Annotated in this window: 22 protein-coding genes and 2 tRNA genes; 14 read left to right on the forward strand and 10 right to left on the reverse strand. The window is 58.9% G+C overall.

Annotated features, from left to right (window positions below):
* The first annotated feature begins 2 nt into the window (after positions 1–2).
* The 7 genes from lolB (at position 3) to ychF (ending at position 5,194) form a co-directional block, all read left to right on the forward strand.
* Positions 3–620, forward strand: a complete 618-nt coding sequence (gene lolB, locus MA884_RS13265; protein WP_256230951.1) for a lipoprotein insertase outer membrane protein LolB — start codon at positions 3–5, stop codon at positions 618–620.
* A gap of 1 nt (position 621) precedes the next feature.
* The gene (gene ispE / locus MA884_RS13270) at positions 622–1,473 is read left to right on the forward strand and encodes a 4-(cytidine 5'-diphospho)-2-C-methyl-D-erythritol kinase (protein WP_256230952.1); all 852 of its coding nucleotides are present in this window, start codon (positions 622–624) and stop codon (positions 1,471–1,473) included.
* A 36-nt stretch (positions 1,474–1,509) separates the two neighbouring features.
* A tRNA-Gln gene (locus MA884_RS13275) sits at positions 1,510–1,584 on the forward strand.
* A gap of 47 nt (positions 1,585–1,631) precedes the next feature.
* The gene (locus MA884_RS13280; protein WP_003171603.1) at positions 1,632–2,573 is read left to right on the forward strand and encodes a ribose-phosphate pyrophosphokinase; all 942 of its coding nucleotides are present in this window, start codon (positions 1,632–1,634) and stop codon (positions 2,571–2,573) included.
* Positions 2,574–2,716: 143 nt separating this feature from the next.
* Entirely contained in the window at positions 2,717–3,319 is a 603-nt protein-coding gene (locus MA884_RS13285; protein WP_092453932.1) for a 50S ribosomal protein L25/general stress protein Ctc, read from the forward strand.
* Between the two features lie 167 nt (positions 3,320–3,486).
* Positions 3,487–4,071: an aminoacyl-tRNA hydrolase gene (pth, locus tag MA884_RS13290; protein ID WP_003185374.1), complete on the forward strand. Its 585-nt coding sequence runs from the start codon at positions 3,487–3,489 to the stop codon at positions 4,069–4,071.
* Positions 4,072–4,093: 22 nt separating this feature from the next.
* On the forward strand, positions 4,094–5,194 hold the full coding sequence (gene ychF / locus MA884_RS13295) for a redox-regulated ATPase YchF (RefSeq protein WP_256230953.1): 1,101 nt from the start codon (positions 4,094–4,096) through the stop codon (positions 5,192–5,194).
* 159 nt (positions 5,195–5,353) lie between these two features.
* Here ychF and MA884_RS13300 read toward each other — a convergent pair whose 3' ends face one another.
* From MA884_RS13300 to MA884_RS13320, 5 genes are all read right to left on the reverse strand, one after another.
* The gene (locus MA884_RS13300) at positions 5,354–6,901 is read right to left on the reverse strand and encodes a TerC family protein (RefSeq protein ID WP_256230954.1); all 1,548 of its coding nucleotides are present in this window, start codon (positions 6,899–6,901) and stop codon (positions 5,354–5,356) included.
* A gap of 377 nt (positions 6,902–7,278) precedes the next feature.
* Positions 7,279–8,301, reverse strand: a complete 1,023-nt coding sequence (locus MA884_RS13305) for a HAMP domain-containing sensor histidine kinase (protein ID WP_256230955.1) — start codon at positions 8,299–8,301, stop codon at positions 7,279–7,281.
* A 9-nt stretch (positions 8,302–8,310) separates the two neighbouring features.
* Positions 8,311–9,771, reverse strand: a complete 1,461-nt coding sequence (locus tag MA884_RS13310) for an ATPase domain-containing protein (protein WP_256230956.1) — start codon at positions 9,769–9,771, stop codon at positions 8,311–8,313.
* A complete protein-coding gene (locus tag MA884_RS13315) occupies positions 9,768–10,298 on the reverse strand; it encodes a hypothetical protein (RefSeq protein ID WP_256230957.1) in 531 nt (176 codons plus the stop codon). Before MA884_RS13315 ends, MA884_RS13310 begins: the two co-directional genes overlap by 4 nt.
* Before the next feature lie 99 nt (positions 10,299–10,397).
* Positions 10,398–11,615 (reverse strand): MFS transporter, encoded by a 1,218-nt coding sequence (locus MA884_RS13320; protein ID WP_256230958.1) that lies wholly within the window; start codon positions 11,613–11,615, stop codon positions 10,398–10,400.
* Between the two features lie 327 nt (positions 11,616–11,942).
* On the opposite strand from MA884_RS13320, the gene MA884_RS13325 reads away from it, so the two are divergent.
* From MA884_RS13325 to ggt, 3 genes are all read left to right on the forward strand, one after another.
* Positions 11,943–14,000, forward strand: coding sequence for a methyl-accepting chemotaxis protein (locus tag MA884_RS13325; protein WP_256230959.1), 2,058 nt, complete (start codon positions 11,943–11,945; stop codon positions 13,998–14,000).
* A gap of 103 nt (positions 14,001–14,103) precedes the next feature.
* Positions 14,104–14,180 (forward strand) — tRNA-Met (locus tag MA884_RS13330).
* 143 nt (positions 14,181–14,323) lie between these two features.
* Positions 14,324–16,165, forward strand: coding sequence for a gamma-glutamyltransferase (ggt, locus tag MA884_RS13335; protein ID WP_256230960.1), 1,842 nt, complete (start codon positions 14,324–14,326; stop codon positions 16,163–16,165).
* A 73-nt stretch (positions 16,166–16,238) separates the two neighbouring features.
* Here the strand turns inward: ggt and MA884_RS13340 are convergent, their stop codons facing one another.
* Both MA884_RS13340 and MA884_RS13345 read right to left on the reverse strand, forming a co-directional pair.
* On the reverse strand, positions 16,239–16,463 hold the full coding sequence (locus MA884_RS13340; protein ID WP_256230961.1) for a helix-turn-helix transcriptional regulator: 225 nt from the start codon (positions 16,461–16,463) through the stop codon (positions 16,239–16,241).
* A 7-nt stretch (positions 16,464–16,470) separates the two neighbouring features.
* Positions 16,471–17,025 carry a DUF2975 domain-containing protein gene (locus MA884_RS13345; protein WP_256230962.1) on the reverse strand — a complete coding sequence of 185 codons (555 nt, stop codon included), beginning with the start codon at positions 17,023–17,025 and terminating at the stop codon, positions 16,471–16,473.
* A gap of 306 nt (positions 17,026–17,331) precedes the next feature.
* Here MA884_RS13345 and MA884_RS13350 point away from each other — a divergent pair, with 306 nt between their 5' ends.
* From MA884_RS13350 to MA884_RS13360, 3 genes are all read left to right on the forward strand, one after another.
* Positions 17,332–18,795: a short-chain fatty acid transporter gene (locus MA884_RS13350; RefSeq protein WP_256230963.1), complete on the forward strand. Its 1,464-nt coding sequence runs from the start codon at positions 17,332–17,334 to the stop codon at positions 18,793–18,795.
* Positions 18,796–18,906: 111 nt separating this feature from the next.
* Positions 18,907–20,064, forward strand: coding sequence for a hypothetical protein (locus tag MA884_RS13355; RefSeq protein ID WP_256230964.1), 1,158 nt, complete (start codon positions 18,907–18,909; stop codon positions 20,062–20,064).
* Between the two features lie 174 nt (positions 20,065–20,238).
* Positions 20,239–20,766: a lysine methyltransferase gene (locus MA884_RS13360; RefSeq protein WP_256230965.1), complete on the forward strand. Its 528-nt coding sequence runs from the start codon at positions 20,239–20,241 to the stop codon at positions 20,764–20,766.
* Positions 20,767–20,775: 9 nt separating this feature from the next.
* Here MA884_RS13360 and can read toward each other — a convergent pair whose 3' ends face one another.
* A complete protein-coding gene (can, locus tag MA884_RS13365; RefSeq protein ID WP_003205581.1) occupies positions 20,776–21,420 on the reverse strand; it encodes a carbonate dehydratase in 645 nt (214 codons plus the stop codon).
* A 132-nt stretch (positions 21,421–21,552) separates the two neighbouring features.
* On the opposite strand from can, the gene MA884_RS13370 reads away from it, so the two are divergent.
* Positions 21,553–21,957, forward strand: a complete 405-nt coding sequence (locus MA884_RS13370; RefSeq protein WP_256230966.1) for a serine kinase/phosphatase — start codon at positions 21,553–21,555, stop codon at positions 21,955–21,957.
* 221 nt (positions 21,958–22,178) lie between these two features.
* Here MA884_RS13370 and rimI read toward each other — a convergent pair whose 3' ends face one another.
* Positions 22,179–22,631, reverse strand: a complete 453-nt coding sequence (gene rimI, locus MA884_RS13375; RefSeq protein ID WP_003205585.1) for a ribosomal protein S18-alanine N-acetyltransferase — start codon at positions 22,629–22,631, stop codon at positions 22,179–22,181.
* Complete coding sequence (locus MA884_RS13380) at positions 22,624–23,403, reverse strand: energy transducer TonB (RefSeq protein WP_256230967.1); 780 nt, start codon at positions 23,401–23,403, stop codon at positions 22,624–22,626. Before MA884_RS13380 ends, rimI begins: the two co-directional genes overlap by 8 nt.
* Positions 23,404–23,510: the final 107 nt, after the last annotated feature.

The raw sequence follows: 23,510 nt of genomic DNA on the forward strand, positions 1-23,510 counted from the left end.
TTATGTTTTTGCGCCACTTCATCGTTTTCAGCTTTATCGCCCTGCTCGCCGGTTGCGCCGGCTTCGGCGCCCGAGAATCCGTCCAGGGCCACGGCAACACGACCCAATGGCGTGAACACAAACAACAACTGAGCGGTCTCGACGGCTGGCAGATCGACGGCAAGATCGGCATACGCGCACCGAAAGACTCGGGCAGCGGCACGCTGTTCTGGCTGCAACGCCAGGACTACTACGACATTCGCCTGTCCGGCCCGCTGGGGCGCGGCGCGGCGCGCCTGACCGGCCGGCCCGGCCAGGTTTCGCTGGAAGTGGCCAATCAGGGTCGCTACGAGTCCCCCTCCCCGGAAGCCTTGCTGGAAGAGCAACTGGGCTGGAAGCTGCCCGTATCCCACCTGACCTGGTGGGTTCGCGGCCTGCCGGCACCGGACAGCAAAAGCCGCCTGACCCTCGACGCCGACAGCCGCCTGTCCAATCTTGAACAGGATGACTGGCAAATCGAATACTTAAGCTACGCCGAGCAAAACGGCTACTGGTTGCCCGAACGCATCAAACTGCATGGCAGTAACCTGGACGTCACGCTGGTGATCAAGCGATGGCAGCCGCGCAAGCTGGGGCAATGACATGACCGCTGCACGCCTGACCCTGCCCTCCCCGGCCAAGCTCAACCTGATGCTGCACATCCTGGGCCGTCGCCCGGACGGCTATCACGAGTTGCAGACGATCTTTCAGTTTCTCGACTACGGCGATGAAATCACCTTTGCCGTGCGTGACGACGGCGTGATTCACCTGCACACCGAATTCCAAGGCGTTCCTCACGACAGCAACCTGATCGTCAAAGCCGCGAGAAAACTTCAGGAGCAATCCGGTTGCTCGCTGGGCATTGATATCTGGATCGAAAAAATCCTGCCCATGGGCGGCGGCATCGGCGGCGGCAGCTCAAACGCGGCGACGACTTTGCTGGGGCTCAACCACCTGTGGCAGCTGGGTTGGGACGCCGATCGCCTGGCCGCATTGGGCCTGACGCTGGGCGCCGACGTGCCGGTTTTCGTACGGGGCCACGCCGCTTTTGCCGAGGGCGTCGGGGAAAAACTCACACCGGTAGAGCCCGAGGAACCCTGGTACTTGGTGCTGGTGCCGCAAGTATCTGTAAGTACAGCAGAAATTTTTTCAGATCCACTGTTGACACGTAACTCTCCGCCCATTAAAGTGCGCCCCGTTCCCAAGGGAAACAGTCGAAATGACTGCTTACCGGTGGTAGCAAGGCGTTATCCAGATGTTCGTAACGCTTTGAATTTGTTAGGTAAATTTACCGAAGCAAAACTCACCGGAACTGGAAGTTGTGTGTTTGGGGGCTTCCCAAGCAAAGCTGAAGCTGATAAAGTCTCGGCCCTTCTGACAGAGACCCTTACAGGGTTTGTAGCAAAAGGAAGCAACGTTTCGATGTTGCATCGCAAGCTGCAAAGTCTGCTCTAAAGGAATCGAGTGCTGGGCACTCGCAGCAACAGATACAGGGGCGTCGCCAAGCGGTAAGGCAGCAGGTTTTGATCCTGCCATGCGTTGGTTCGAATCCAGCCGCCCCTGCCATTTTCCTATACTCATCCAGGTATACCCTCAGCCTTCAGGTACTGCGCGTGTCCAAGATGATGGTCTTTACGGGGAACGCTAACCCCGATCTGGCTCGGCGTGTTGTACGTCAGCTGCATATCCCTCTCGGTGACATCTCTGTCGGTAAATTCTCCGACGGCGAAATCACTGCCGAGATCAATGAAAACGTTCGCGGTAAAGACGTCTTCATTATTCAGCCGACTTGCGCTCCGACCAACGATAACCTGATGGAACTCGTCGTGATGGCTGATGCCTTCCGCCGCTCCTCGGCTACTCGTATTACTGCTGTTATTCCTTACTTTGGTTATGCCCGTCAGGATCGCCGTCCGCGTTCCGCACGTGTGGCAATCAGCGCGAAAGTCGTGGCTGACATGCTTACCGTAGTCGGCATCGATCGTGTGCTCACGGTCGATCTGCATGCTGACCAGATCCAGGGCTTCTTCGATATTCCCGTGGATAACATCTACGGCTCCCCGGTTCTGGTGGATGACATTGAAGATCAGCGCTTCGAAAACCTGATGATCGTTTCCCCGGACATTGGCGGCGTCGTGCGTGCACGGGCCGTTGCCAAATCCCTGGGCGTTGATCTGGGTATCATCGACAAACGCCGTGAGAAAGCCAATCACTCCGAAGTGATGCATATCATCGGCGACGTTGAAGGGCGTACCTGTATTCTGGTTGACGACATGGTCGATACCGCCGGCACCCTGTGCCACGCGGCCAAGGCCCTGAAAGAGCATGGCGCTGCCAAGGTCTTTGCCTACTGCACACACCCTGTGCTGTCGGGTCGAGCGATCGAAAACATTGAAAATTCCGTGCTGGACGAGCTGGTGGTCACTAACACCATCCCGCTGTCCGCTGCAGCACAAGCCTGTGCGCGTATCCGTCAACTGGATATCGCACCGGTTGTTGCCGAGGCGGTTCGCCGCATCAGCAATGAAGAATCGATCAGTGCGATGTTCCGTTAAGGGCCCTGCCCTTTCCATAACATCTCGTTGACGAAAAGCGCCCCGCCCCGACATTAACTGCCGGGGCGGGGCTTTTTTGCCCATATCGCCTTTAGCGCTGGTCGCAAACGCTGGGGCGAATGTGGTTATTTTGGAGATACAACATGAACGATTTTACCCTGAATGCTGAAGTGCGTTCCGACCTGGGGAAAGGTGCGAGCCGCCGCCTGCGTCGTCTCGCAAGCCTGGTACCAGCTGTAGTCTACGGTGGCGACAAAGCCCCTGAGTCCATCAGCATGCTGGCCAAAGAAGTTGCCAAACTGCTCGAAAACGAAGCGGCCTACAGCCACATCATCGAACTGAACGTTGGCGGCACCAAGCAAAACGTCGTGATCAAAGCCCTGCAGCGTCACCCGGCCAAAGGCCACGTGATGCACGCTGACTTCGTACGCGTTATTGCCGGTCAGAAGCTGACTGCTGTTGTTCCAGTGCACTTCATCAACGAAGCTGCTCCGGTCAAGAAAGGCGGCGAAATCTCGCACGTGACCTCCGAGCTGGAAGTTTCCTGCCTGCCAAAAGACCTGCCTGAATTCATCGAAGTCGACCTGGCTGACGCCGAAATCGGCACGATCATTCACCTGTCCGACCTCAAGGCTCCTAAAGGCGTTGAGTTTGTTGCCCTGGCGCACGGCGATGACAAGGCTGTTGCCAACGTCCACGCTCCACGTGTTGCTCCAGAAGCGACTGAAGAAGAAGCTGCAGAGTAATTTCACTCTGTCGCCGGAGTGACCGGAAACATCGCGGACTGGAACGTAGCGAGACAGCGGGCGAGAATGCGAAGTTTACTTAACGGTAGATCTGCCATTTTCGTCCCACTGTCGCAATACCGTTTGAGCGCGACGTTGTTATCCACACTCCAGGAAGGGCCCCTATCGTGACTGCCATTAAACTGATCGTTGGCCTGGGAAATCCAGGCGCCGAATACGAACAGACCCGGCATAACGCAGGGGCCCTTTTTGTTGAGCGCATCGCGCACGCACAAGGCGTCAGCCTGGCGGCCGATCGCAAATATTTCGGCCTGACCGGGCGCTTCTCGCATCAGGGTCAGGATGTTCGTCTGTTGATTCCCACCACCTACATGAACCGCAGCGGCCAGGCCGTGGCGGCATTGGCCGGTTTCTTTCGCATCAAGCCTGAAGAAATCCTGGTGGCCCACGACGAACTCGACCTGCCTCCGGGCGTCGCCAAGCTCAAGCAGGGCGGCGGCCATGGCGGTCACAACGGGTTACGCGACATCATCGCGCAACTGGGTAATCAGAATACCTTTCACCGCCTGCGGCTCGGCATCGGCCACCCGGGCGTTGCCAGTATGGTTTCAAATTTTGTCCTGGGTCGTGCGCCTCGCGCCGAACAGGAAAAACTCGATGCCAGCATCGACTTTGCCCTCGGCGTGCTGCCGGATATCCTCGCCGGTGAATGGAACCGCGCGATGAAAAACCTGCACAGCCAGAAGGCCTGACTCTACTCCGAGGGGAAACACCATGGGATTCAATTGCGGCATCGTCGGCCTGCCTAACGTCGGCAAGTCCACCCTGTTCAACGCCCTGACCAAATCCGGTATCGCGGCCGAGAACTTCCCCTTCTGCACCATCGAGCCGAACACCGGTATCGTGCCAATGCCGGATGCGCGCCTGGAAGCCCTGGCGGCCATCGTCAATCCCAAGCGTATCCTGCCGACCACAATGGAATTCGTCGACATCGCAGGCCTGGTGGCTGGCGCCTCGAAAGGTGAAGGCCTGGGTAACAAATTTTTGGCCAACATCCGCGAGACCGATGCCATCGCTCACGTGGTGCGCTGCTTTGAAGACGAGAACGTGATTCACGTCTCCAACAGCGTAGACCCCAAGCGTGACATCGAGATCATCGACCTTGAGCTGATCTTCGCCGACCTCGACAGCTGCGAGAAGCAACTGCAGAAAGTCACCCGCAACGCCAAGGGCGGTGACAAGGACGCAGTGGTCCAGAAAGCCATGCTGGAGCAATTGATTGCTCACTTCACCCTCGGCAAGCCTGCGCGCACCCTGATGAAGAGCATGAATGCCGACGAAAAAGCGGTGATTCGTGGCTTCCACCTGTTGACCACCAAGCCGGTCATGTACATCGCCAACGTCGCTGAAGACGGTTTCGAGAACAACCCGCTGCTGGACGTGGTCAAGGCCATTGCCGAAGAAGAAGGCGCCATGGTCGTTCCGGTCTGCAACAAGATCGAAGCGGAAATCGCCGAGCTGGACGATGGTGAAGAGAAAGACATGTTCCTCGAGGCCCTGGGCCTGGAAGAGCCCGGCCTGAACCGCGTGATCCGCGCCGGTTATGAAATGCTCCACCTGCAGACCTACTTCACTGCCGGTGTCGAAGAGGTCCGCGCCTGGACCGTACGCGTCGGCGCCACCGCCCCGCAAGCCGCCGGCGTGATCCACACCGACTTCGAAAAAGGCTTCATCCGCGCCGAAGTCATCGCCTACGCAGACTTCATCCAGTACAAAGGTGAAGCCGGCGCCAAGGAAGCCGGTAAATGGCGCCTGGAAGGCAAGGAATACATCGTCAAAGATGGCGACGTGATGCACTTCCGCTTCAACGTTTAATGGAGCCAGTGGAGTCACACGGACGTCCCTAGACGAAAAAATCCCCGTAATCATTGCTGATACGGGGATTTTTTTCGTCTTGGGATTTTCACCGGTGATAGAGGGTCGCCATACGTTTCAAACAAACGAGGCCGCGAATGCGGCCCCATCTCTTCCACGTTAGCTTTTACGCAACAGCACCCTCGTCACCCGACGCTCTTCAACCTCGACAACGGTCATGCTCCACTCCTGCCAATCGAGTTTGTCTCCGATGATCGGCAAGCGGTCCAACAAGCTCATGACCAAACCGGCGAGCGTCTGATAGTCATCCGTCGCTTTCGCCTGAAAGCCGATGTGCTCGCGAACCTGGCTGAGATTCAGCGCGCCGCTGACCAGAAAACCGTCATCCTGGGCAACGATGTTCGGGCCTTCGATTTCACTGGCATCAGGCAGCTCACCGGCGATGGATTCGAGAATATCGGTCATGGTGAGAAGACCAATGAAATCACCGAACTCGTTCACCACGAAGGCAATGTGGGTCGACTCTTTGCGCATCTGTTCCAGCGCGTTGAGAATCGTGAAATTGTCCAGCAGGTTGATGGCCGTGCGAGCCATGGCTTCCAGATTCGGCTGGTTGCCCGCCAACAGTTCCTTGAGCAACTCCTTCTTGTGGATGAACCCCAAAGGTTCATCCACACGTCCTTCACGGATCAACGGCAACCTGGAATACGACGAGTGCATCAGTCTGGTGCGAATCTCTTCTGCAGAGTCGGCCAGGTCGATGTGGTCGATTTCTGCACGATGAGTCATGACGCTGCGTATTGGGCGCTCCGCCAACTGCAGCACGCCGCTGATCATGACCCGTTCTCGTCGGTGGAAGACCTGTTCGGCTTCATCGCCTGACAACATGTCAGCAATTTCTTCACCGACTTCATCAGCCCCCAACTTTTGTCCGCCCAGCAAACGCATGACGGCATGGGCGGTGCGCGCGCGCATAGGACGATGACCTTGCATGCTTCTCTTGCGACGTGAGCGAGCCAGCTGGTTGAACAGTTCGATCAGGATCGAGAAACCGATCGCGGCGTAGAGATAACCTTTCGGAATGTGAAAGCCCAGGCCTTCAGCCGTGAGGCTGAAGCCGATCATCATCAAAAAGCCCAGGCAAAGCATGATGACGGTTGGGTGGCTGTTGACGAATTGGGTCAGGGGCTTACTTGCGATGATCATCAGGCCGATGGAGAAAATCACCGCGATCATCATGACCGACAGGTGTTCCACCATGCCCACGGCAGTGATCACGGCATCCAGGGAGAAGACCGCGTCCAGCACCACAATCTGCGCAACGATGGGCCAGAACATCGCATAGGCGGCGTTACCTGTACGCTCGGTGACATGCCCCTCGAGTCGTTCATGCAACTCCATGGTGGCCTTGAACAACAGGAACACGCCACCGAACAGCATGATCAGGTCCCGGCCCGAGAACGTCTTGTCGAAGACCTCGAACAACGGCTCGGTCAGGGTCACCATCCAGGAGATGCTGGCCAGCAGGCCAAGACGCATCAACAACGCCAGCGACAGGCCAATGATACGGGCACGATCGCGCTGCTCCGGCGGCAGCTTGTCAGCCAGGATGGCGATGAACACGAGGTTATCAATGCCGAGCACCAGCTCCAGCACGATCAGGGTCAGCAGGCCTAGCCATGCCGTAGGATCAGCAATCCATTCCATAAGGGTTATTCAACCTCTCGTAGAGTCGGGGCGAAAGGCGCGAGAGGAAAAAACTTTATCAAGCGGATGGAGCGAGGCATGGCTTGAGAGACGACACCGTTACTCTCGCAGAGAGGAATCGCTGAGAAGCCTGCAGATGGCATTTGGACGTCTGGAGAGCCGGAAAAACCGGATATACGCGGGGTAATACAGAGCGGACTGGTACAGGGCGCGGATTGAAAAAAACGACTGGGAGGCTCCAGGAGGGTGTTCATATAAACCTGAAAATAATTGGGGAGCTGATCCTATAATGTTTCAGAACGCGTCACACAGATCGAATTATTACAGAATCTGACACCCCCGCACGGCTCTGGAGATAGGACGACGGCCCAACTTCATTAGCTTGCCAACGGCAACCTCACCACGAACTCGCTTCCCTTGCCATCGCCCTCACTCTTGCCGAGCACTGTACCACCGTGGCTTTCGACCAACTCGCGCACCACCGTCAGACCAATGCCCAGGCCAGCGCCGTTGAAGCCGATGGCGTGAACATCCTGCACAAAGGGTTCAAAAATAAAGGGCAGCGACTTGGCCGAAATACCGATGCCGGTATCGCGGATGCTTATCTCCAAATCACCGCCTTCGACGCTGACCGACAGCATGACGGTGCCGCCCACGGGGGTGTATTTGGCCGCATTACCCAACAGGTTGCCGAGAATCTGAGCAAGCCGCACCGGATCGCCGTACACCGACAGGGCACACTCGGGTATTTGGGCGCTGAACAGCAAATTGCTGCTGATCATGACCGGTTTACAGATATCGATGACCTCACGAATGATCTGAACCATATCGACGATTTGGCAATCGAGACGAAACTTGCCAGTACTGACGCGGGAAACATCAAGCAAGTCCTCGACTAATCGAGACATGTGCCGGACCTGACCTTCGATCAACGTCTGCATGCGCGGCAACTCCTCACTGGGCACCCGCACCAGTCGGCCGGCAATCAAGCTGATAGGGGTCAGCGGATGGCGCAGTTCGTGGGCGACCAAGGCGAGAACGCTACGCTGGCGCTCCAGCGCCCGCTCGGCCGAGTCTTGCAGGTGCTGCGCGCTGAGGGCGGCAATGACCAATTGCTCATTGGCTTCGCGCATCTGCAGATACAATTGTTGTTCTGCCTGCGTGAATGCCGGTTTTTCAGCCTCGGACTGGGCCGACAGGATCGCCAGGACCAACTGTTGATTGGCCTCGATCAGTTGCTCGACTTGTTGCTTATCGGCGAGTTGGGTGTTGGCGTCGTTCAGTTCCTTGTGCAGCGCGGCCAGCACCGCGCGCGCCTCGACGGTTTTCTGGCCGAGCAGGAACAGCTCGCGAGCAGCCGTCGCCTTCGCCTGCTCATTCCCGCCGTTGGCCTCATTCATGATGATGCCTCATCCAGTACCTTTGCCAGAAAGCTGCCGGGTAGGCCGTCCTCCGAGCAAACCTTCTTGATCCGGCAACATTTCACCGATCTGCAAACCGCCATCGTCGATGCTGTAAAGGCGTAACTCATCGGAGTGAGCGCTGGCCCGTACCTTGACCACAGCCATGATGCGCAATAAACGGCTTTGCACTTCAATGTAGCGCTGAACGATGATTGCGTCGGTGAGGAAAGCCGTGCCGTAAGGACTGAAACGCAGATCCGTGTAGCGATCCTCCAACTCCGAGGTCAGCAATACACTGACACCAGCGCTGGTCAACGCGGTGACCATGCGCGACAGTGACTCGCGAAAATCTTCGCGAAAGGTCGGCGCCAGGGCCAGCTCGAAACCCGACAGCGAGTCAATCACCACCCGCGTGGCGTTCAGGCGAGCAATCTCGCTCAACAGCAACTGCACGATCTCGTCGATGGACAGGTCTGGAGCACGGCTATCCACCAGCCCGACTTTACCGCTCTTGATCAAGTTTGAGAGGGTGGCATTCTGGGAGTGATCAGGGCGCTGCTCGAACACCGCGATCACGCCGTTTTCACCATTTCGCGCGCCTTCTGCGAGAAAAGATGCCGCGAGAATGCTTTTTCCAGAACCCGACGGGCCAGCGACCAACAACGAATATCCGCGCGGCAGACCACCACCGAGCATTTCGTCGAGCGACGGCACTCCCATACCCAAGCGGTTGATGGGGAACTCCAGCGGGGCTTCGACCGGATTGTAGTGCGCCGGGGCAAATACCTTGATCCCCGACGAGGCGATACGGAAGGTATGCAGACCCGGCAGCGTCGGCTGGCCGCGCATCTTCATGATTTCCATCTTGCGCACCATGGAATTGCGCTGAACACTCTGGCGCAGCCAGATCAGTCCGTCGGCCACGGTGAAAATCGGGTTGGTATCGGTTTCGGTGAAATACTCACCGATCAGGAAAGTCGTGGCCTGCCAGGTGGTCATCAACATGCCCAGTTGCTGGACGAACTGCGGCAAGTTGTTATTCGGGTTGTCCTGGGTTTGGCTGGCCAGCACCACCGAGCGGAACGAGTCAACGAACACCAGCGCCGGGGAGTGAGCCTCCACCTCGCTGACAATGCGCCGCAGCACTTCGTCCAGATCCCCGGCCAGGGTGTCGTCAGCCAGGTTGACGTAACGGATCGATTGATTGATCGCGTCGCTGTCAAAGAAGTCGAACTGCTGCTGATAACGCAGCATCTTCAGCGGCGGCTCACCCAGCACGGTAAAAAACAATGCCGGACGTTCGGGGGTCGCCAGGGCAAACATCATCTGGTGCGCGAGGGTGGTCTTGCCGCAACCAGGTGGGCCGGCGATCAGGTTGAATGAAAACTCCGGCAATCCTCCGCCCAAGACCTCGTCCAGTCCTGGCACGCCGGTGGCCAGGCGGTTGATAGTCACTTTGCTGCTCATGGCGAATTTTCCTGCGAAGGGGTGTCGCTCAAAGAAGAATCCCACACGCCACGAAGCAAACGTGCGGTAAGCGAGGGTCCGATCAGCGTGGTCAGCAACTCGTAGAAGGTGGTCAGCAACATTTCACCGAAAAACAGCGCATCGGCTTCGCTTTGCTCAACGAGTACTGATTTAAGGGCAGTCAGAACCAGGCCGGGCGGCACCTTGTCGCAGGTGCTGGTCAGGCGCGGATAAGTGGTCCCACACAGGCGCAGGCTGCGGCGAAACAATGCGGCAACCCCTTGCTGACCAATGACAGGCGTCAGGGCCGCTTCTATATCCTGCAAAATGGAAATGATCGCGTGGGCAGTCTTTGCAATGTCAGCGTTGGGACCAACGCGGTGCGCCAGAGAAGCTACGATCTGACGGCTCTCTTCGCTTAGCGTGGACATGGCCAACTGATATCCGATGAGCGAGTATTGATAGTACACCCTAAGGGGCGTTATCGAGACGCTGATAGACAACGCAATGCAATTGCGATCATTCAAGAACTGGATTGGCCCCGTGGCGAGGGAGCTACCCCCCGACCGTGCTTTGCTCGCAATGGCGGCTGATTTGCAATCTACCGCCGCCAATAACAGCTCGGCTCAGGCTTTTTTGGTCCTCGGCAGAAAAATCGCTAATACCCCGAACAACGGCAAAAACGAGCACAACCAATACACATACTCGATGCCACGGATGTCCGCCAGATGCCCCAGCAGCGCGGCGCCAATCCCGCCGAAGCCGAACATCAACCCAAAGAACACGCCGGCAATCATGCCGACATTACCCGGCACCAGTTCCTGGGCATACACCACGATGGCCGAGAACGCGGAGGCCAGGATGAAGCCGATGACCACGCTGAGGATGCTCGTCCACAGCAGGTCAACGTGAGGCAGGATCAGGGTGAACGGCGCCACGCCAAGAATCGAGAACCAGATCACCGCCTTGCGCCCGACCTTGTCGCCGATAGGGCCACCAAAAAAAGTGCCCGCTGCTACTGCGCCAAGAAACAGAAACAGGTGCAACTGCGAGGAGGCCACCGACAGGTCGAACTTCTCGATCAGGTAGAAGGTGAAGTAGCTGGTGAAACTGGCCATGTAGAAATACTTGGAGAACACCAGCAGCCCCAACACCGCCAGCGCACTCAAGACCCGGCCCCTGGATAAACCGTGAGTAGCGGCCTGGCCTTGCTTGAGCTTGAACAGGTTCAGATGATTGGCGTACCAGCGGCTGATGCGGTACAGCACGAACAGCGCAAACAATGCGAACAGTCCGAACCAGGCCACGTTGCCTTGCCCGTACGGGATGATGATCGCCGCCGCCAGCAAAGGGCCGAACGCGGAACCGGCGTTGCCCCCCACCTGGAACGTCGACTGCGCCAAGCCGTAACGCCCTCCCGACGCCAGTCTGGCGACTCGCGAAGCCTCCGGGTGAAAGGTCGACGAGCCAATACCGATCAAACCGGCGGCCAGCAGAATCATGGCGAAACTGCCGACCATGGACATCATCACGATACCGATCAGCGTGCACACCGTACCGGCCGGTAGCAGCCAGGGCTTGGGGTGTCGATCCGTGTGATAACCCACCCAAGGCTGCAGCAGCGACGCCGTCATTTGGAAGGTCAGCGTAATCAGGCCAACCTGGGTGAAGGTCAGGCCATAACTGGCCTTGAGCATTGGATAGATAGAAGGCAGTACCGCCTGGATCAGGTCGTTGATCAAATGCGCCAACGCCACGGCACCGATGATGCGCATGACCAACGGGCTGCTTTGGGGCGTCGCAGGGATGGACGCGGTATTGCCCTGGGTATCGCTGATCGCCATGGGAGTTTCCATACGAGGGTTGCACAGGAAGCGGATTCATCAATGTGCCATTTTTCGGTGCAACAAGGCTATCCCCTTAGCTTGCTACCGACTTGAAATATTGTCAGCGAACAAGGTGATAGCGCAACGCCATGGTCTGAATCTTGCCTTGTTAACGGTCTACAACGCGGCCCCTTACAAAGGGGACCGAGAATGGGAAGTTTCGCTACAGAACCTGCCTACAGAGCGGGCCTGGAAAAACTTTCGAAGCCTTTTAAAAGGGCACCTGTTCTGCACTGTGTCGAAAATGCACAAAAATAGTGCAAGGGTGTTCAGGGGAGTATGGGCATGCAGGCTTTTCTATCACCGGGAATCAGGTTACTGGGGCGTTTTGGCTTTGCCCGTAAATTTCAGTTGTTGTTCCTGCTTTTCATCCTGCCACTCATGGGCAGCCTGTGGATCATCGGCCAGGACTATCGCGACAAACTCAACCTGATTTCCGAAGAGCGCGCCGGGGTACGCCAGTTGCTGGCCCTGGACAACCTGGACAACCTGCTCGCCGCCCAGCGCAACCGCGCGGCCCGTTGGCGAGCCACGGAAACCAATCGACAGGCAACCCCCGCGACGCTTGCCGCGATGGCGGCTTTCGATGCCGTGCAGCCGGCACTCAACCAAGCCGCCAGTGATCTGGGCGACACCTTGCAAACCGAGGGTGCCAAAGCCGACACCCTCGCCCGCTACCAAACGCTGCAAACCAGTCTCAATGGCCTTGATTCGAAAAGCCTGGGCACCGTAGGTTGGTGGCCGGACGGCTATGACCGTTTCACCTCAGCCCTGAGTGCCTTGCAAGGCTTGCGCGAGCAGATTGTCATGGACAATCGCCTGACCCTTGCCTCCTGGCTGGAAACCTATCTGCTGACCCAGATCTCGACCCAGCAGACGCCGGACTTGATAGAGCGGGTCGGTCGCCTGGCCAGCGTGGGTCAGGCTTCCGTTGTGTCAGGCCAATTCACCCTGCAAAGCCGCCTGCAATTGCGCGACCTGCGCAGCCGGATCGGCGATGCCCGGGATCAACTGGTCAAAACCGGTGGAGTGCTGCAAACACGCCTGCCCAGCGAACTGCAAACCTGGGCCGAACAATTCCAGAACAGTCTCGAACATCTGGATTCCGGCCTGACAGTACTGGATGAAGGGGTGTTCGCCGGCTCCATTAACCTCAAGCCGGAAGAATTCGAGAAACACATGGATACCCTTCTGGCGGACTTGGCGACCTTGCGCCAGCAGTCTCTGATGGCCCTGGATGCGCGACTGGACCACTACCACACCTCAGCGATCCGCCAGTTCACGCTGGTGGCCACGGTGCTGGGTTGTCTGCTACTGGCCGCGCTTTACCTCTTCGTCTGCCTGCAAGCGTCCATCCGCCGCAGCGCCAGCGGTATCACATTACTGGCCGAAGCCCTGCGTGACGGTAACCTCAGCCTGCAAGTCCCGGTGCAAGGACGCGACGAACTGGCGGCCATCAGTACTGCCCTCAACGTCGCTGTGGTGCAGTTGCGCAACAGCCTGTTGGGCGTGGACCACGAAACGTTGCAGTTGAGCAATGCCGTTCGCACCCTCAACACTCACTCCAGCGGCGCCCTGGGGGAAGTCGAAGCCCAACAGATGCAGATCAGCCAGATCGCAGCCGCCGCAACGCAACTGGCCGCCACCTCTCAAGGGGTCGCCAGAAGCTGTGAACAGGCCTCCGACAGTGCCCAGCAGACCCGGCGCATCGCTGCCGACAGCAGCCGCGACAGTCAACGCACCACGGCGAGCATCCAGCAACTCAACCAGCGGCTCAACGAAACCGCCGCAGCGTTGGGCCGGGTCAGCGAACAAGGGCAACAGATCCAGATGGTGGTCGACACCATCCGCGGTGTGGCCGAACAGACCAACCTGCTGGCCCTCAATGCCGCCATCGAAGCCGCGCGCGCTGGGGAACAGGGCCGTGGTTTCGCGGTGGTGGCCGATGAGGTACGCAGCCTGTCGCAACGCACCCAATCCTCCACACAACAGATTGCTGGCACCGTCGACAGTTTGCGCGCCACGGTCAACGAAGCCGTCAGCCTGATGGAAGCCGCATGCGGCCAGGCCCAGACCGACGCGCAAGCCGTCACCGGCCTTGGCGAGCGACTGGGAGAAATTGCCAGCGCGGTGCAGAGCGTCACCGACACCCTGGCGCAAATTGCCACCGCCGTGGACGAACAAGCCAGCACCGCTGACGAGGTCAGCGGCAATATCCAACAGGTCGACCAGGCGGCCATGCGTTTGCTTGAAGGGGCACGCGCGGTGAACCTCGCGGCTGATACGTTGAGCCAGGGCAGCCAGGCCCTGAGCGCCAATACAGGGAGATTTCAACTCGGTTGACAGGTATTTGCAGCGGGGGTGGATAAGCGGTTGAAAGCGCTGAGAAATATTTCAGATTTACGCTTGACACATCCTCGTTACCGGCGAATAATGCGCGCCACTTGGCTACATAGCTCAGTTGGTTAGAGCATAGCATTCATAATGCTGGGGTCCGGGGTTCAAGTCCCTGTGTAGCCACCAAGTACTAAAAACGGCTTATCGAAAGATAGGCCGTTTTTTTATGCCTCGATAAAAGCGTCCCCTCAAGTCCGCGCTGATTTGCGCCAGACGCCTCGCATCGCTACAGTCGTTCCCTATCCCCTGGCCCACGGATGGAGCGACACATGCTTGCAGATCTGAAACCCAATCTTCATCGCCTGTCAGCTATTTCGCTACTGGCTGTCGCCCTGGCACTTGTCGCCTGCAAGGCCCCGCCCTCCTCCACAACCCCCGCATTACCCGTCGCACCGGAGATCGCCTCCGGCTATCGCACCGACTTGCAGACCCGCCACGCCGACAAACACATGGCCGCGGCGGCCAACCCGCTAGCGGCCGAAGCCGGGCGGCAGATGTTGCGGCGCGGCGGCTCGGCCATCGACGCGGCGATCGCCATGCAGGCGGTGCTGACCCTGGTGGAGCCGCAGTCCTCCGGCATCGGTGGCGGTGCATTCATCGTGTTGTGGGACGGCAAGGCTGTGCGCACTTACGACGGTCGCGAAACGGCACCGGCCGGCGCCACCGAGAGACTTTTCCTGCAAGCAGACGGTAAACCCATGCCCTTCACCGTTGCGCAGATAGGCGGCCGTTCCGTGGGCACACCGGGCGTGATGCGTGCACTGGAACTGGCCCATCGCAAACATGGCCGACTTGAATGGGCCACGCTGTTCGAACCGGCCATCGCGTTGGCAGAACAGGGCTTCGCGATCTCGCCAAGATTGCACTCGATGATTGCTGCCGACACCTCTTTGCCAGGGTCGCCGGACATGGCCGCCTATTTCCTGAACGCCGATGGCAGCCCGAAAGCGGTCGGCACGCTGCTGAAAAATCCCGCTTTGGCCGACGTGCTCAAGCGCATCGCCAGCGAAGGTCCCGAGGCGTTGTACAAAGGGCCGATTGCCGAAGAAATCGTCGCCAAGGTGCAGGGCCATGCCAACCCCGGCAGCCTGTCACTGAGCGATCTCCAAGGCTACGCCGCCCGGGAACGCGCGCCGTTGTGCACGGACTACAAGCGCTGGCAAGTCTGTGGCATGGCGCCCCCGTCTTCCGGCGGGATTGCCGTGGCGCAGATCCTCGGGACCTTGCAGGCCCTGGAACAGCGCGACGGCCGCATGGCCCTCGCGCCCTTGAAACCCATCAAGAGCGATAAACCCGCCGGCATTGAACCGGTTCCCGAAGCGGTGCACCTGATCGCCGAAGCCGAACGCCTGACCTACGCTGACCGCGCCCTGTATGTCGCTGATTCGGACTTCGTCCCTGTGCCGGTCAAAGGCCTGGTCGATCCCGGTTATCTGGCCAGCCGCGCGCGCCTGATCAGTCCACGTAGCATGGGCATCGCCAAACCCGGCACACCGCCGGGCGTCCAGGTGGCCTACGCCCCGGACCGTTCGCCCCTGCGCATCTCCACCTCGCAAGTGGTGGCGGTGGATGACCAGGGTGGTGCCGTGTCGATGACCACCACGGTGGAGTCAGCGTTCGGCTCACACCTGATGGTCCAGGGTTTCATGCTTAACAACCAGTTGACCGACTTCTCGTTCATTCCCGAAGAGAACGGGCAAAAAGTCGCCAACCGCGTCGAACCCGGTAAACGTCCCCGTTCGTCCATGGCTCCGACCCTGATCTTCGATCGCCAGAGCGGTGAACTGCTGGCCGCTGTCGGCTCACCGGGCGGCTCCCAAATCATCGAATACGTCGCCAAGTCAGTGATCGGCCTGCTGGACTGGAACTTGGACGCGCAAACCGCCATCAACCTCCCCAACTTCGGCAGCCGCAACGGCCCCACCGAACTGGAACAGGGTCAGTTCAGCCCGACGCTAATCCAGGCGTTGAAAAACAAAGGCCATGCCGTGAGCGAAATCGACATGACCAGTGGGACCCAGGCGATCGTCCGGGTCCGTGATGACCAGGGCAAAACCTCACTGGCCGGTGGGGCGGACCCGCGGCGTGAAGGTCAGGCACTGGGGGATTGAGCATCACCGCTATCCGGCCGGTCTGCGAAGTCACGTCGCCGGCCATCGCGAGCAGGCTCGCTCCCACAGGGGGTCAGGCCTTGGGGGGTTCGCTCTGCGGTTGGTAAATCAGCAGGTCGGCGGGCTGACATTGCAGATAACTGCAAATGGCTTCGAGGGTAGCCAGGCGAATGCCCTTGACCTTTCCTTGTTTCAACAAGGAAAGGTTGGCTTCAGTAATGCCTATCGCGGCGGCAAGGTCCTTGGATTTAACCTTGCGCGTCGCCAGCATCACATCAAGTTGAATAACGATAGGCATGGGGATCTCAAACGAAAGTTCGGTTTTCTGAATCGACTTCACTGGCCCGGGACAATATCCGGGCAATGATTGCAATGCAGGCGGCAAGAAACAACGCGACAAAGGACGGAGCGGTAACGCTGAGGGTGAGCAATCGCTGGCCGACCGGTGCATTGATCGTCACCAGCAAGCTGAGAAACGGCTCACACAGGAAATCCAGCAGCACCCACAGCGCCACAGCGCGACCGACCTTCCCCAGGCAAACAGCTGCTTCGCTGGAAAAGTACTCGCCTTGAGCATATCGCTGGAACAACTGCCGCAAATGGGCCAGCCCGAACGCCAGTGCCAGCAGCGGTATGCTCGACAACAGTATTGCGCCAAGGCATTGCCAGCCAGTCAATCGCGTAGCCTCTGCTGACAAGCTCGACAGCTGTCGCTCGGTCAGGGCAAAGCCCAGACCGTATTCTGAAGCAACGTCAGGAAACAGCCAGACCCCGGCGTTGAGGACCATCATCGTGATAATGAAGACAAGTGTTATGACAGCCATGCGCTGGCTGTACAGGGCGAGACGATTCGAGGACATGGGAGGCTCCACAGAACAAAGGAAGCGTGAACCATAACGTCGAAATTATCGTAAAACAATAATTAATATGTAAAAAACGATAATACAAACTCAAATCGACAACTGATTGGCAAACTGGCTCACGGCATCGACCACCTTTTTCGCTCCGTCCTGAATCTCGACGCTCACCAGCCTATGCTGTTCGGCGATTTCTTTCTAAAGAGCGCCACAGGCCGCTTCTGAAAATAATCCTGCGCGCTCGCGAACCCTGATTAGCCTCCTATGGTCACTGGATTGTTCCCGTGTTGACGCCTGACCGCCAAGACCATGCCGCTCCCAATTCCCATAACCATAAAAACCGAGGTAATTGCCGTGACCACCGACATCCAAGACAGCCGTTCCGCCCGCTTCGCCTTGCGCTGCTCCAGTTTTGCCGAGCGCTGGTTCCCTGACTCCTGGGTATTTGCCGCACTGGCGGTATTGGTAGTAGCGGTGGCAACACTGTTCATCGGCGCCAAACCCACGGACGCCGCCATGGCGTTTGGCGATGGCTTCTGGAGCCTGATTCCGTTCACCATGCAAATGGCCTTCGTGGTGATCGGCGGTTACGTGGTCGCCAGCTCGCCGCCCGCTGTCAAACTGATCGATCGCCTGGCACGCATCCCGAAGAACGGCCGCTCTGCGGTAGCCTGGGTCGCGCTGATTTCCATGGTCGCCTCGCTGCTCAACTGGGGTCTTTCCCTGGTATTTGGCGGTTTACTGGTACGAGCCCTCGCCCGCCGCACCGATTTGAAGATGGACTATCGCGCCGCCGGCGCCGCCGCTTACCTGGGCCTGGGTGCGGTTTGGGCACTGGGTTTGTCTTCGTCGGCGGCGCAATTGCAGGCCAACCCGGCCAGCCTGCCTCCGTCGATCCTGTCGATCACTGGCGTCATTCCGTTCACCCAGACCATTTTTCTCTGGCAGTCTGGGGTGATGTTGCTGGCGCTGATCGTGATCTCGATCATCGTGGCCTATGCCACCGCACCCGGCCCGAACAGTGCCCGTGACGCCGCCGCCTGCGGAATCGATCCCAGCTTCAGCATGCCGGCATTGCAGCCTCGCACCCGTCCCGGGGAATGGCTGGAGCATAGCCCGCTGCTGACCATCGCCCTGGCGCTGCTGGCCGCGGGCTGGTTGTTCCACGAGTTCTCGACCAAACCTGCGATAAACGCCATCTCCGGTCTCAACACCTACAATTTCCTGTTCCTGATGCTTGGCGCATTGCTGCATTGGCGGCCACGCAGTTTTCTCGATGCCGTGGCGCGCGCGGTGCCGACCACCACCGGTGTGTTGATCCAGTTCCCGTTGTACGGCTCGATTGCCGCGCTGCTGACCACGGTCAAGGGCAGCGACGCCCAGACGCTCGCCCATCACATATCCACCTTTTTCGTCCAGATCGCGTCCCATGACACCTACGCCCTATTGATGGGTGTCTACTCGGCGGTGCTGGGCTTTTTCATTCCATCGGGGGGCGGCAAATGGATCATCGAAGCCCCCTACGTCATGCAGGTGGCCAACGACCTGAACTATCACCTGGGCTGGGCGGTACAGATCTATAACGCCGCCGAAGCGCTGCCGAACCTGATCAACCCGTTCTACATGTTGCCGCTGCTGGGGGTGTTAGGACTCAAGGCCAGGGACCTGATCGGATTTTCCTTCGTACAATTACTGGTTCACACACCATTGGTGCTAGTGCTGCTATGGGCGCTGGGGACGACATTGTCTTATCTGCCCCCCGTAATGCCATAAAGCCATAAAAAAGGGCCGATATTTTCGTCGGCCCACTTTTTCTTCGCCCCGGTCTGTTTCAGTATGGCTACACCCTGTTCGAGGGGTCCACACGCTGAAAAGGATCTGAGCATGTCCAAACTCGCCGTACTTTCTCTTGCCACCCTGGCCTTCAGTGCCGCCGCCCACGCCGACATCGATGTCCAACTGGGCAGTACCGAACGCGTCACCCGCCTCTTCGCCTATCCCAACAACTGCAACGTCATTTGCTTTCGCGACTGGACGCTGGAACAGACCGTTGAGCATTACTTGACCCAAAGCGTGCAGCGTGACGGCTACAGCACGGCCAAGGTCAGCGTCAAAAGCGACAACGACAAGGTCTACGCCAGCATTAGCGGCGTGCCGAAAGACTACGGCAAACCGTTGACTGCGTTACTGGATGCCGGTGACCTGGCGTACAAAGGCGCCACCCAACTCAACAGCGATAACAAATGGGCCTACGACTGGTACCTGTTCCTGCCTCTGGGCATGGCTCTGGAGAACCGCAAGAGTATCGAGTTGCTGCACTTCCCGCCGGATTACTCCCTGACCCAGGCGCAGGACTACCTGGAATCGGCCACCACCGATCGCTGGGCCACGCTGCTGACCGCCAACGGCATCGCCGCCGAACAGACTCCGGCCTTCCAGACCATTGTCGACATCGCGCCAATCGCCGCTCCATCCAATGCCGGTCAGGCGCTGGGCGGGGTCTACGACTATTTCAACGACTACCAGACCACCATGGTCAAGCAAGTCAGCCAGAATGCCAGCGGCGGCGCGCTGCCGATGGTGGCCTTCGGCGCTCCTGTGCGGAACTGGATCAAGACACAGTACGGCCAGACCGTGGACGTGCTGGGCCTGGCGACCATTACGCCGGCTGCGGGGGTCAAGGTTCCGGTCCTGGGCTCCAACCACCCGAGCTACATCTGGTATGCCGCCGATCCCGACAGCTACGACGGTGACCAGGCCAAGGCGGATGCGGCAGGTTTGAAAGTCATGGGCCAGGACCTCAGCGCTGCGTGCTGGCAAGCCGGCATGGGCAGCAAGCCGGGCACCGATCCAAGTACGCAATTGAACCAATGCACACAGACCTGGCAAGTCACGCAAAAGGAAGAAACCTGTGAGCTGTTCTATACCTCGATCCGCAAACTGTCTGCGGACGAAGCGGCGAAAAAATGCGCGGTACCGGAGATCAAATCGCAACTCCAGCAATTGAAAGTCCCCATGCCAGCGCTGCCTGACGCGGTGTAAACCTTAAGGTCTTTCCTGCGTAAGCCTGCGCTCACGCGGGAAAGCGCCTTTGGCTCCTGTCAGAGTCGACAGTAGATGTTGTTTCAAGGTTGCGCGAAGCTATGCAGGTTTCGACGACCGTTGGCAGGATCGCCAGCGCCAGAAGGCCGAGCGTCCTACGCGACAGGGACCGTCATGACCACCTTCATTGCAGACAATGCTTTCTCAAAGAATCGGGATTGCATCTACCCCGAGAAAGAACTCAGCACCCGCCTGGGTTATCCATCAACGCGCGATTTCCAGATTCGCCAGACAACGGACGGGCGCGGCAATGGCATCGTCGCCCGAAAGCGATTCGCCCCCCTGGAACGGATGTGCAGGGTATCGGGGCTGATCGTGAGCCGACGACGCCTGCATACACTGCAGATCCTGCCGGACATCCACATGTATGACCCGCGCTTCGCCGGATTGCTGCAGCACTCCTGCAGCCCGAATGTCTTCCTTGACATGAGCGAACTGTGGTTATGGGCGCTGACCAGCATCGAGGAAGGTGACTGCCTGACGATGGATTACGCCAGTACCGAACAGAAATTGTATCGACAGTTCGCCTGCCGGTGCGGTTCGTCCAACTGTCATGGCTGGATTACAGGGTATGACGAACCGCCCAACGAGCGAGGGATGAAATTCCTGCGGCACTGGCGACGCCGGTGTCATCGCGATTGAATGACCCGATCAGGGCGCGTCGACCGGACGCAGCCGATACTGCGGCGGCAACTGCTCGAAACCGCTGATCGTCGTGTCCAGGCTTTTCCAGCGGCCGTCCTTGATCCCGTAGATGCAGCCATGGATCGACAGTTTCTGCCCGCGATGCCAGGCGTTCTGCACGATGCTGGTATGGCCGACGTTGGCCACCTGCTGGATCACGTTGAGCTCGCACAAGCGATCCACGCGCTCTTCTTCGGTCGGCAATTGGCCCAACGCTTCGCGATGCTCGTAGTACAGGTCGCGAATCGAGCGCAGCCAGCCATCGATCAGGCCCAGTTGACGGTCCTGCATCGAGGCACGCACGCCGCCACAGCCGTAATGGCCGGTGACCAGGATATGTTTGACCTTGAGCACGTCCACCGCGTACTGAATCACCGACAGGCAGTTGAGGTCGGTGTGCAGCACCACATTGGCCACGTTACGGTGCACGAACAGATCACCGGGCAGCATGCCGACGATCTCGTTGGCCGGCACCCGCGCATCGGAACAACCGATCCACAAATACTCAGGGGTTTGCTGACGGGCCAGCTTGGAAAAGAAGTCAGGATCTTCCTGTTTGATCGCATCGGCCCAGCGTGCGTTGTTATCAATCAGATCTTGTAATTCGTTCATGCTATCTAGCCCTCGAGAATAGTGCGCAACTTTGACAGACGACCGCCCGTCGAGGTCACGTCCAGGATGCCGTTGGAATTCTCGCCACGGCTGTGGGTCCACCCAGTAAGCCCCACAGTATGAGGAATTGCCATGAATGATTCACGACGTCCTTTCGACGCGGTCCAACCGGAACCCATCGACGATAACGAAGACCGCATGGGCTCGATGCATGAACTGGAATTCGACGAACAAGAGCCCAGCGCGAAAATCGGCGACGAACTGCCGGAAAACGAACGCGAGCAGTTGATGCCACGTGAACGCGTGCGTGAGGCCGGGCTGACAGGGGCTTCGACGGATGATCACGAATCCACCGACGACGACATGAGCCCGGAAACACTGATCCGCGAAGACGGTGCCCGGGACGCCCATGAGGCCGGCGACGATGAGCAGGCCGACTGGGACCTGAGCGTGGTGGATGAAGATGATATTGGCGGGGGCGACGGGCTGGATGAAGCGGAAATGGCGGATATCGATCCGCTGGATGGCAAGCGGTAAGTGCCGATAGCGTTGGGTCAGCTTGCATCAAGGTTGAATGTGCTGTCGCCATCGCGAGCAAGCCCGCTCCCACATGGGTATTGGGCTGGTCGCAAGATCCGGGTTCACCGCAGATCCCTTGTGGGAGCGAGCCTGCTCGCGATCGCGGTGGGTCAGTTTGCATCTATTGTGAAGGTGTTGACGTCTTCGCGAGCAAGCCCGCTCCCACCGGGGCGGGGTGTTCAATCGACCAAAGTACAGGCCATGACCACCGCATCTTCGCGTCCGCCCACCGCCGGGTAGTAATCGCGCCGCCGGCCAATTTCATTGAAGCCATAGCGCTCATACAGCCGGAACGCCGTGCGATTACTGTCGCGCACCTCCAGGAAGCACTCCCGAGCCTCGGCCTTATAGGCAATGGACATAAGATGCTCCAGCAGCCGCAGACCCAAGCCACGCCCCTGGTTTTCCGGCTTGACGGTAATGTTGAGCAGGTGCGCTTCATCCAGAATGATCTGCACCACGCCGTGGCCCACTTGCTGCTGGCCTTCGAACATCAGCCAGATCTGGTATTTGCCCAGCCCGTCGAGAAAGATGCCTCGCGTCCAGGGGTGACTGTAGGCCGCATATTCAATTTTCAGCACAGCGTCGAGGTCCGCCTCGGTCATCGGGCGGAACGATACAGCGTCACTCATTCGATTCTTTCCAGCGCGCCATCAGCCGGCGCATGGCTTGCCAGACATCAGCCTTGCGCTGTGGCGTTTCCATTAACAATTCCAGGCCGGGCAACGCCCAGGCCGAGCCCAGGCCTTCGACCTGCAGTTCGCGATTGAACGCATCAAAGTCCGCCTCGCCGGCAAATTTCACCGCCGGCAAGCCGATCAGCCACAGGCACGCGCAGGGCTCATCCTCGAGCCGCGCCGAGACAAAACCCTGGACGAAATCCCGTGCCGCTTCGGGCCCCTGGTCCATGGTCCCACGAGACAACAACGGCCAGCGCACCGGCTCGCCAATGATCTGCGGGCTGTCCGGCAGGCCGGCCGCGCGCAACATGTCCTTGAGCAACAGATACGCCGGATCGCGGCTTTGAAACGGTTCGCCCGTGGGCAACTCCACCAGTAGCAGGCAACGGCCGGCCCGCAGCAATTGCAGCGCGAAACGCGGCGGTGCGACGTAGGGTGCCTTGGGTGGCGCCTCGACAATCTCTTCCACCGGTTTGGCGTTGGTGCGGGTCGAGGCCAGGCTCGGGCGCGGAACCTCGATCTTCGGCCGTTCGACCACGGGCGCCACCGGCTCGGCAACCGTCCTGGCCACGGGCGCGGTCACGACCGGCTCGCTATCTATCGGCTCGGGCGTTTCCAGCAGCTCGGGCCGCGACGGGGCGGCGAACGGCAATTCGGTACGCGGCAGCCAGTTGACCACCTGCATGGCGGTCAGATAGGCGCGGCGGCGGGACTCGATAAGCAAGGGTCGGCCATTTGTGGATAACTGAAAGTGGAAGGGATTCTACCGCCCTTCGAGGCAGATCGCTTCCCTGTTGAATCAATAGTTGAGCGATTCAACCGACAGTCCGT

Origin of the sequence: Pseudomonas sp. Q11 (assembly GCF_024494355.1) — a bacterium.
Lineage (GTDB): Bacteria > Pseudomonadota > Gammaproteobacteria > Pseudomonadales > Pseudomonadaceae > Aquipseudomonas > Aquipseudomonas hefeiensis.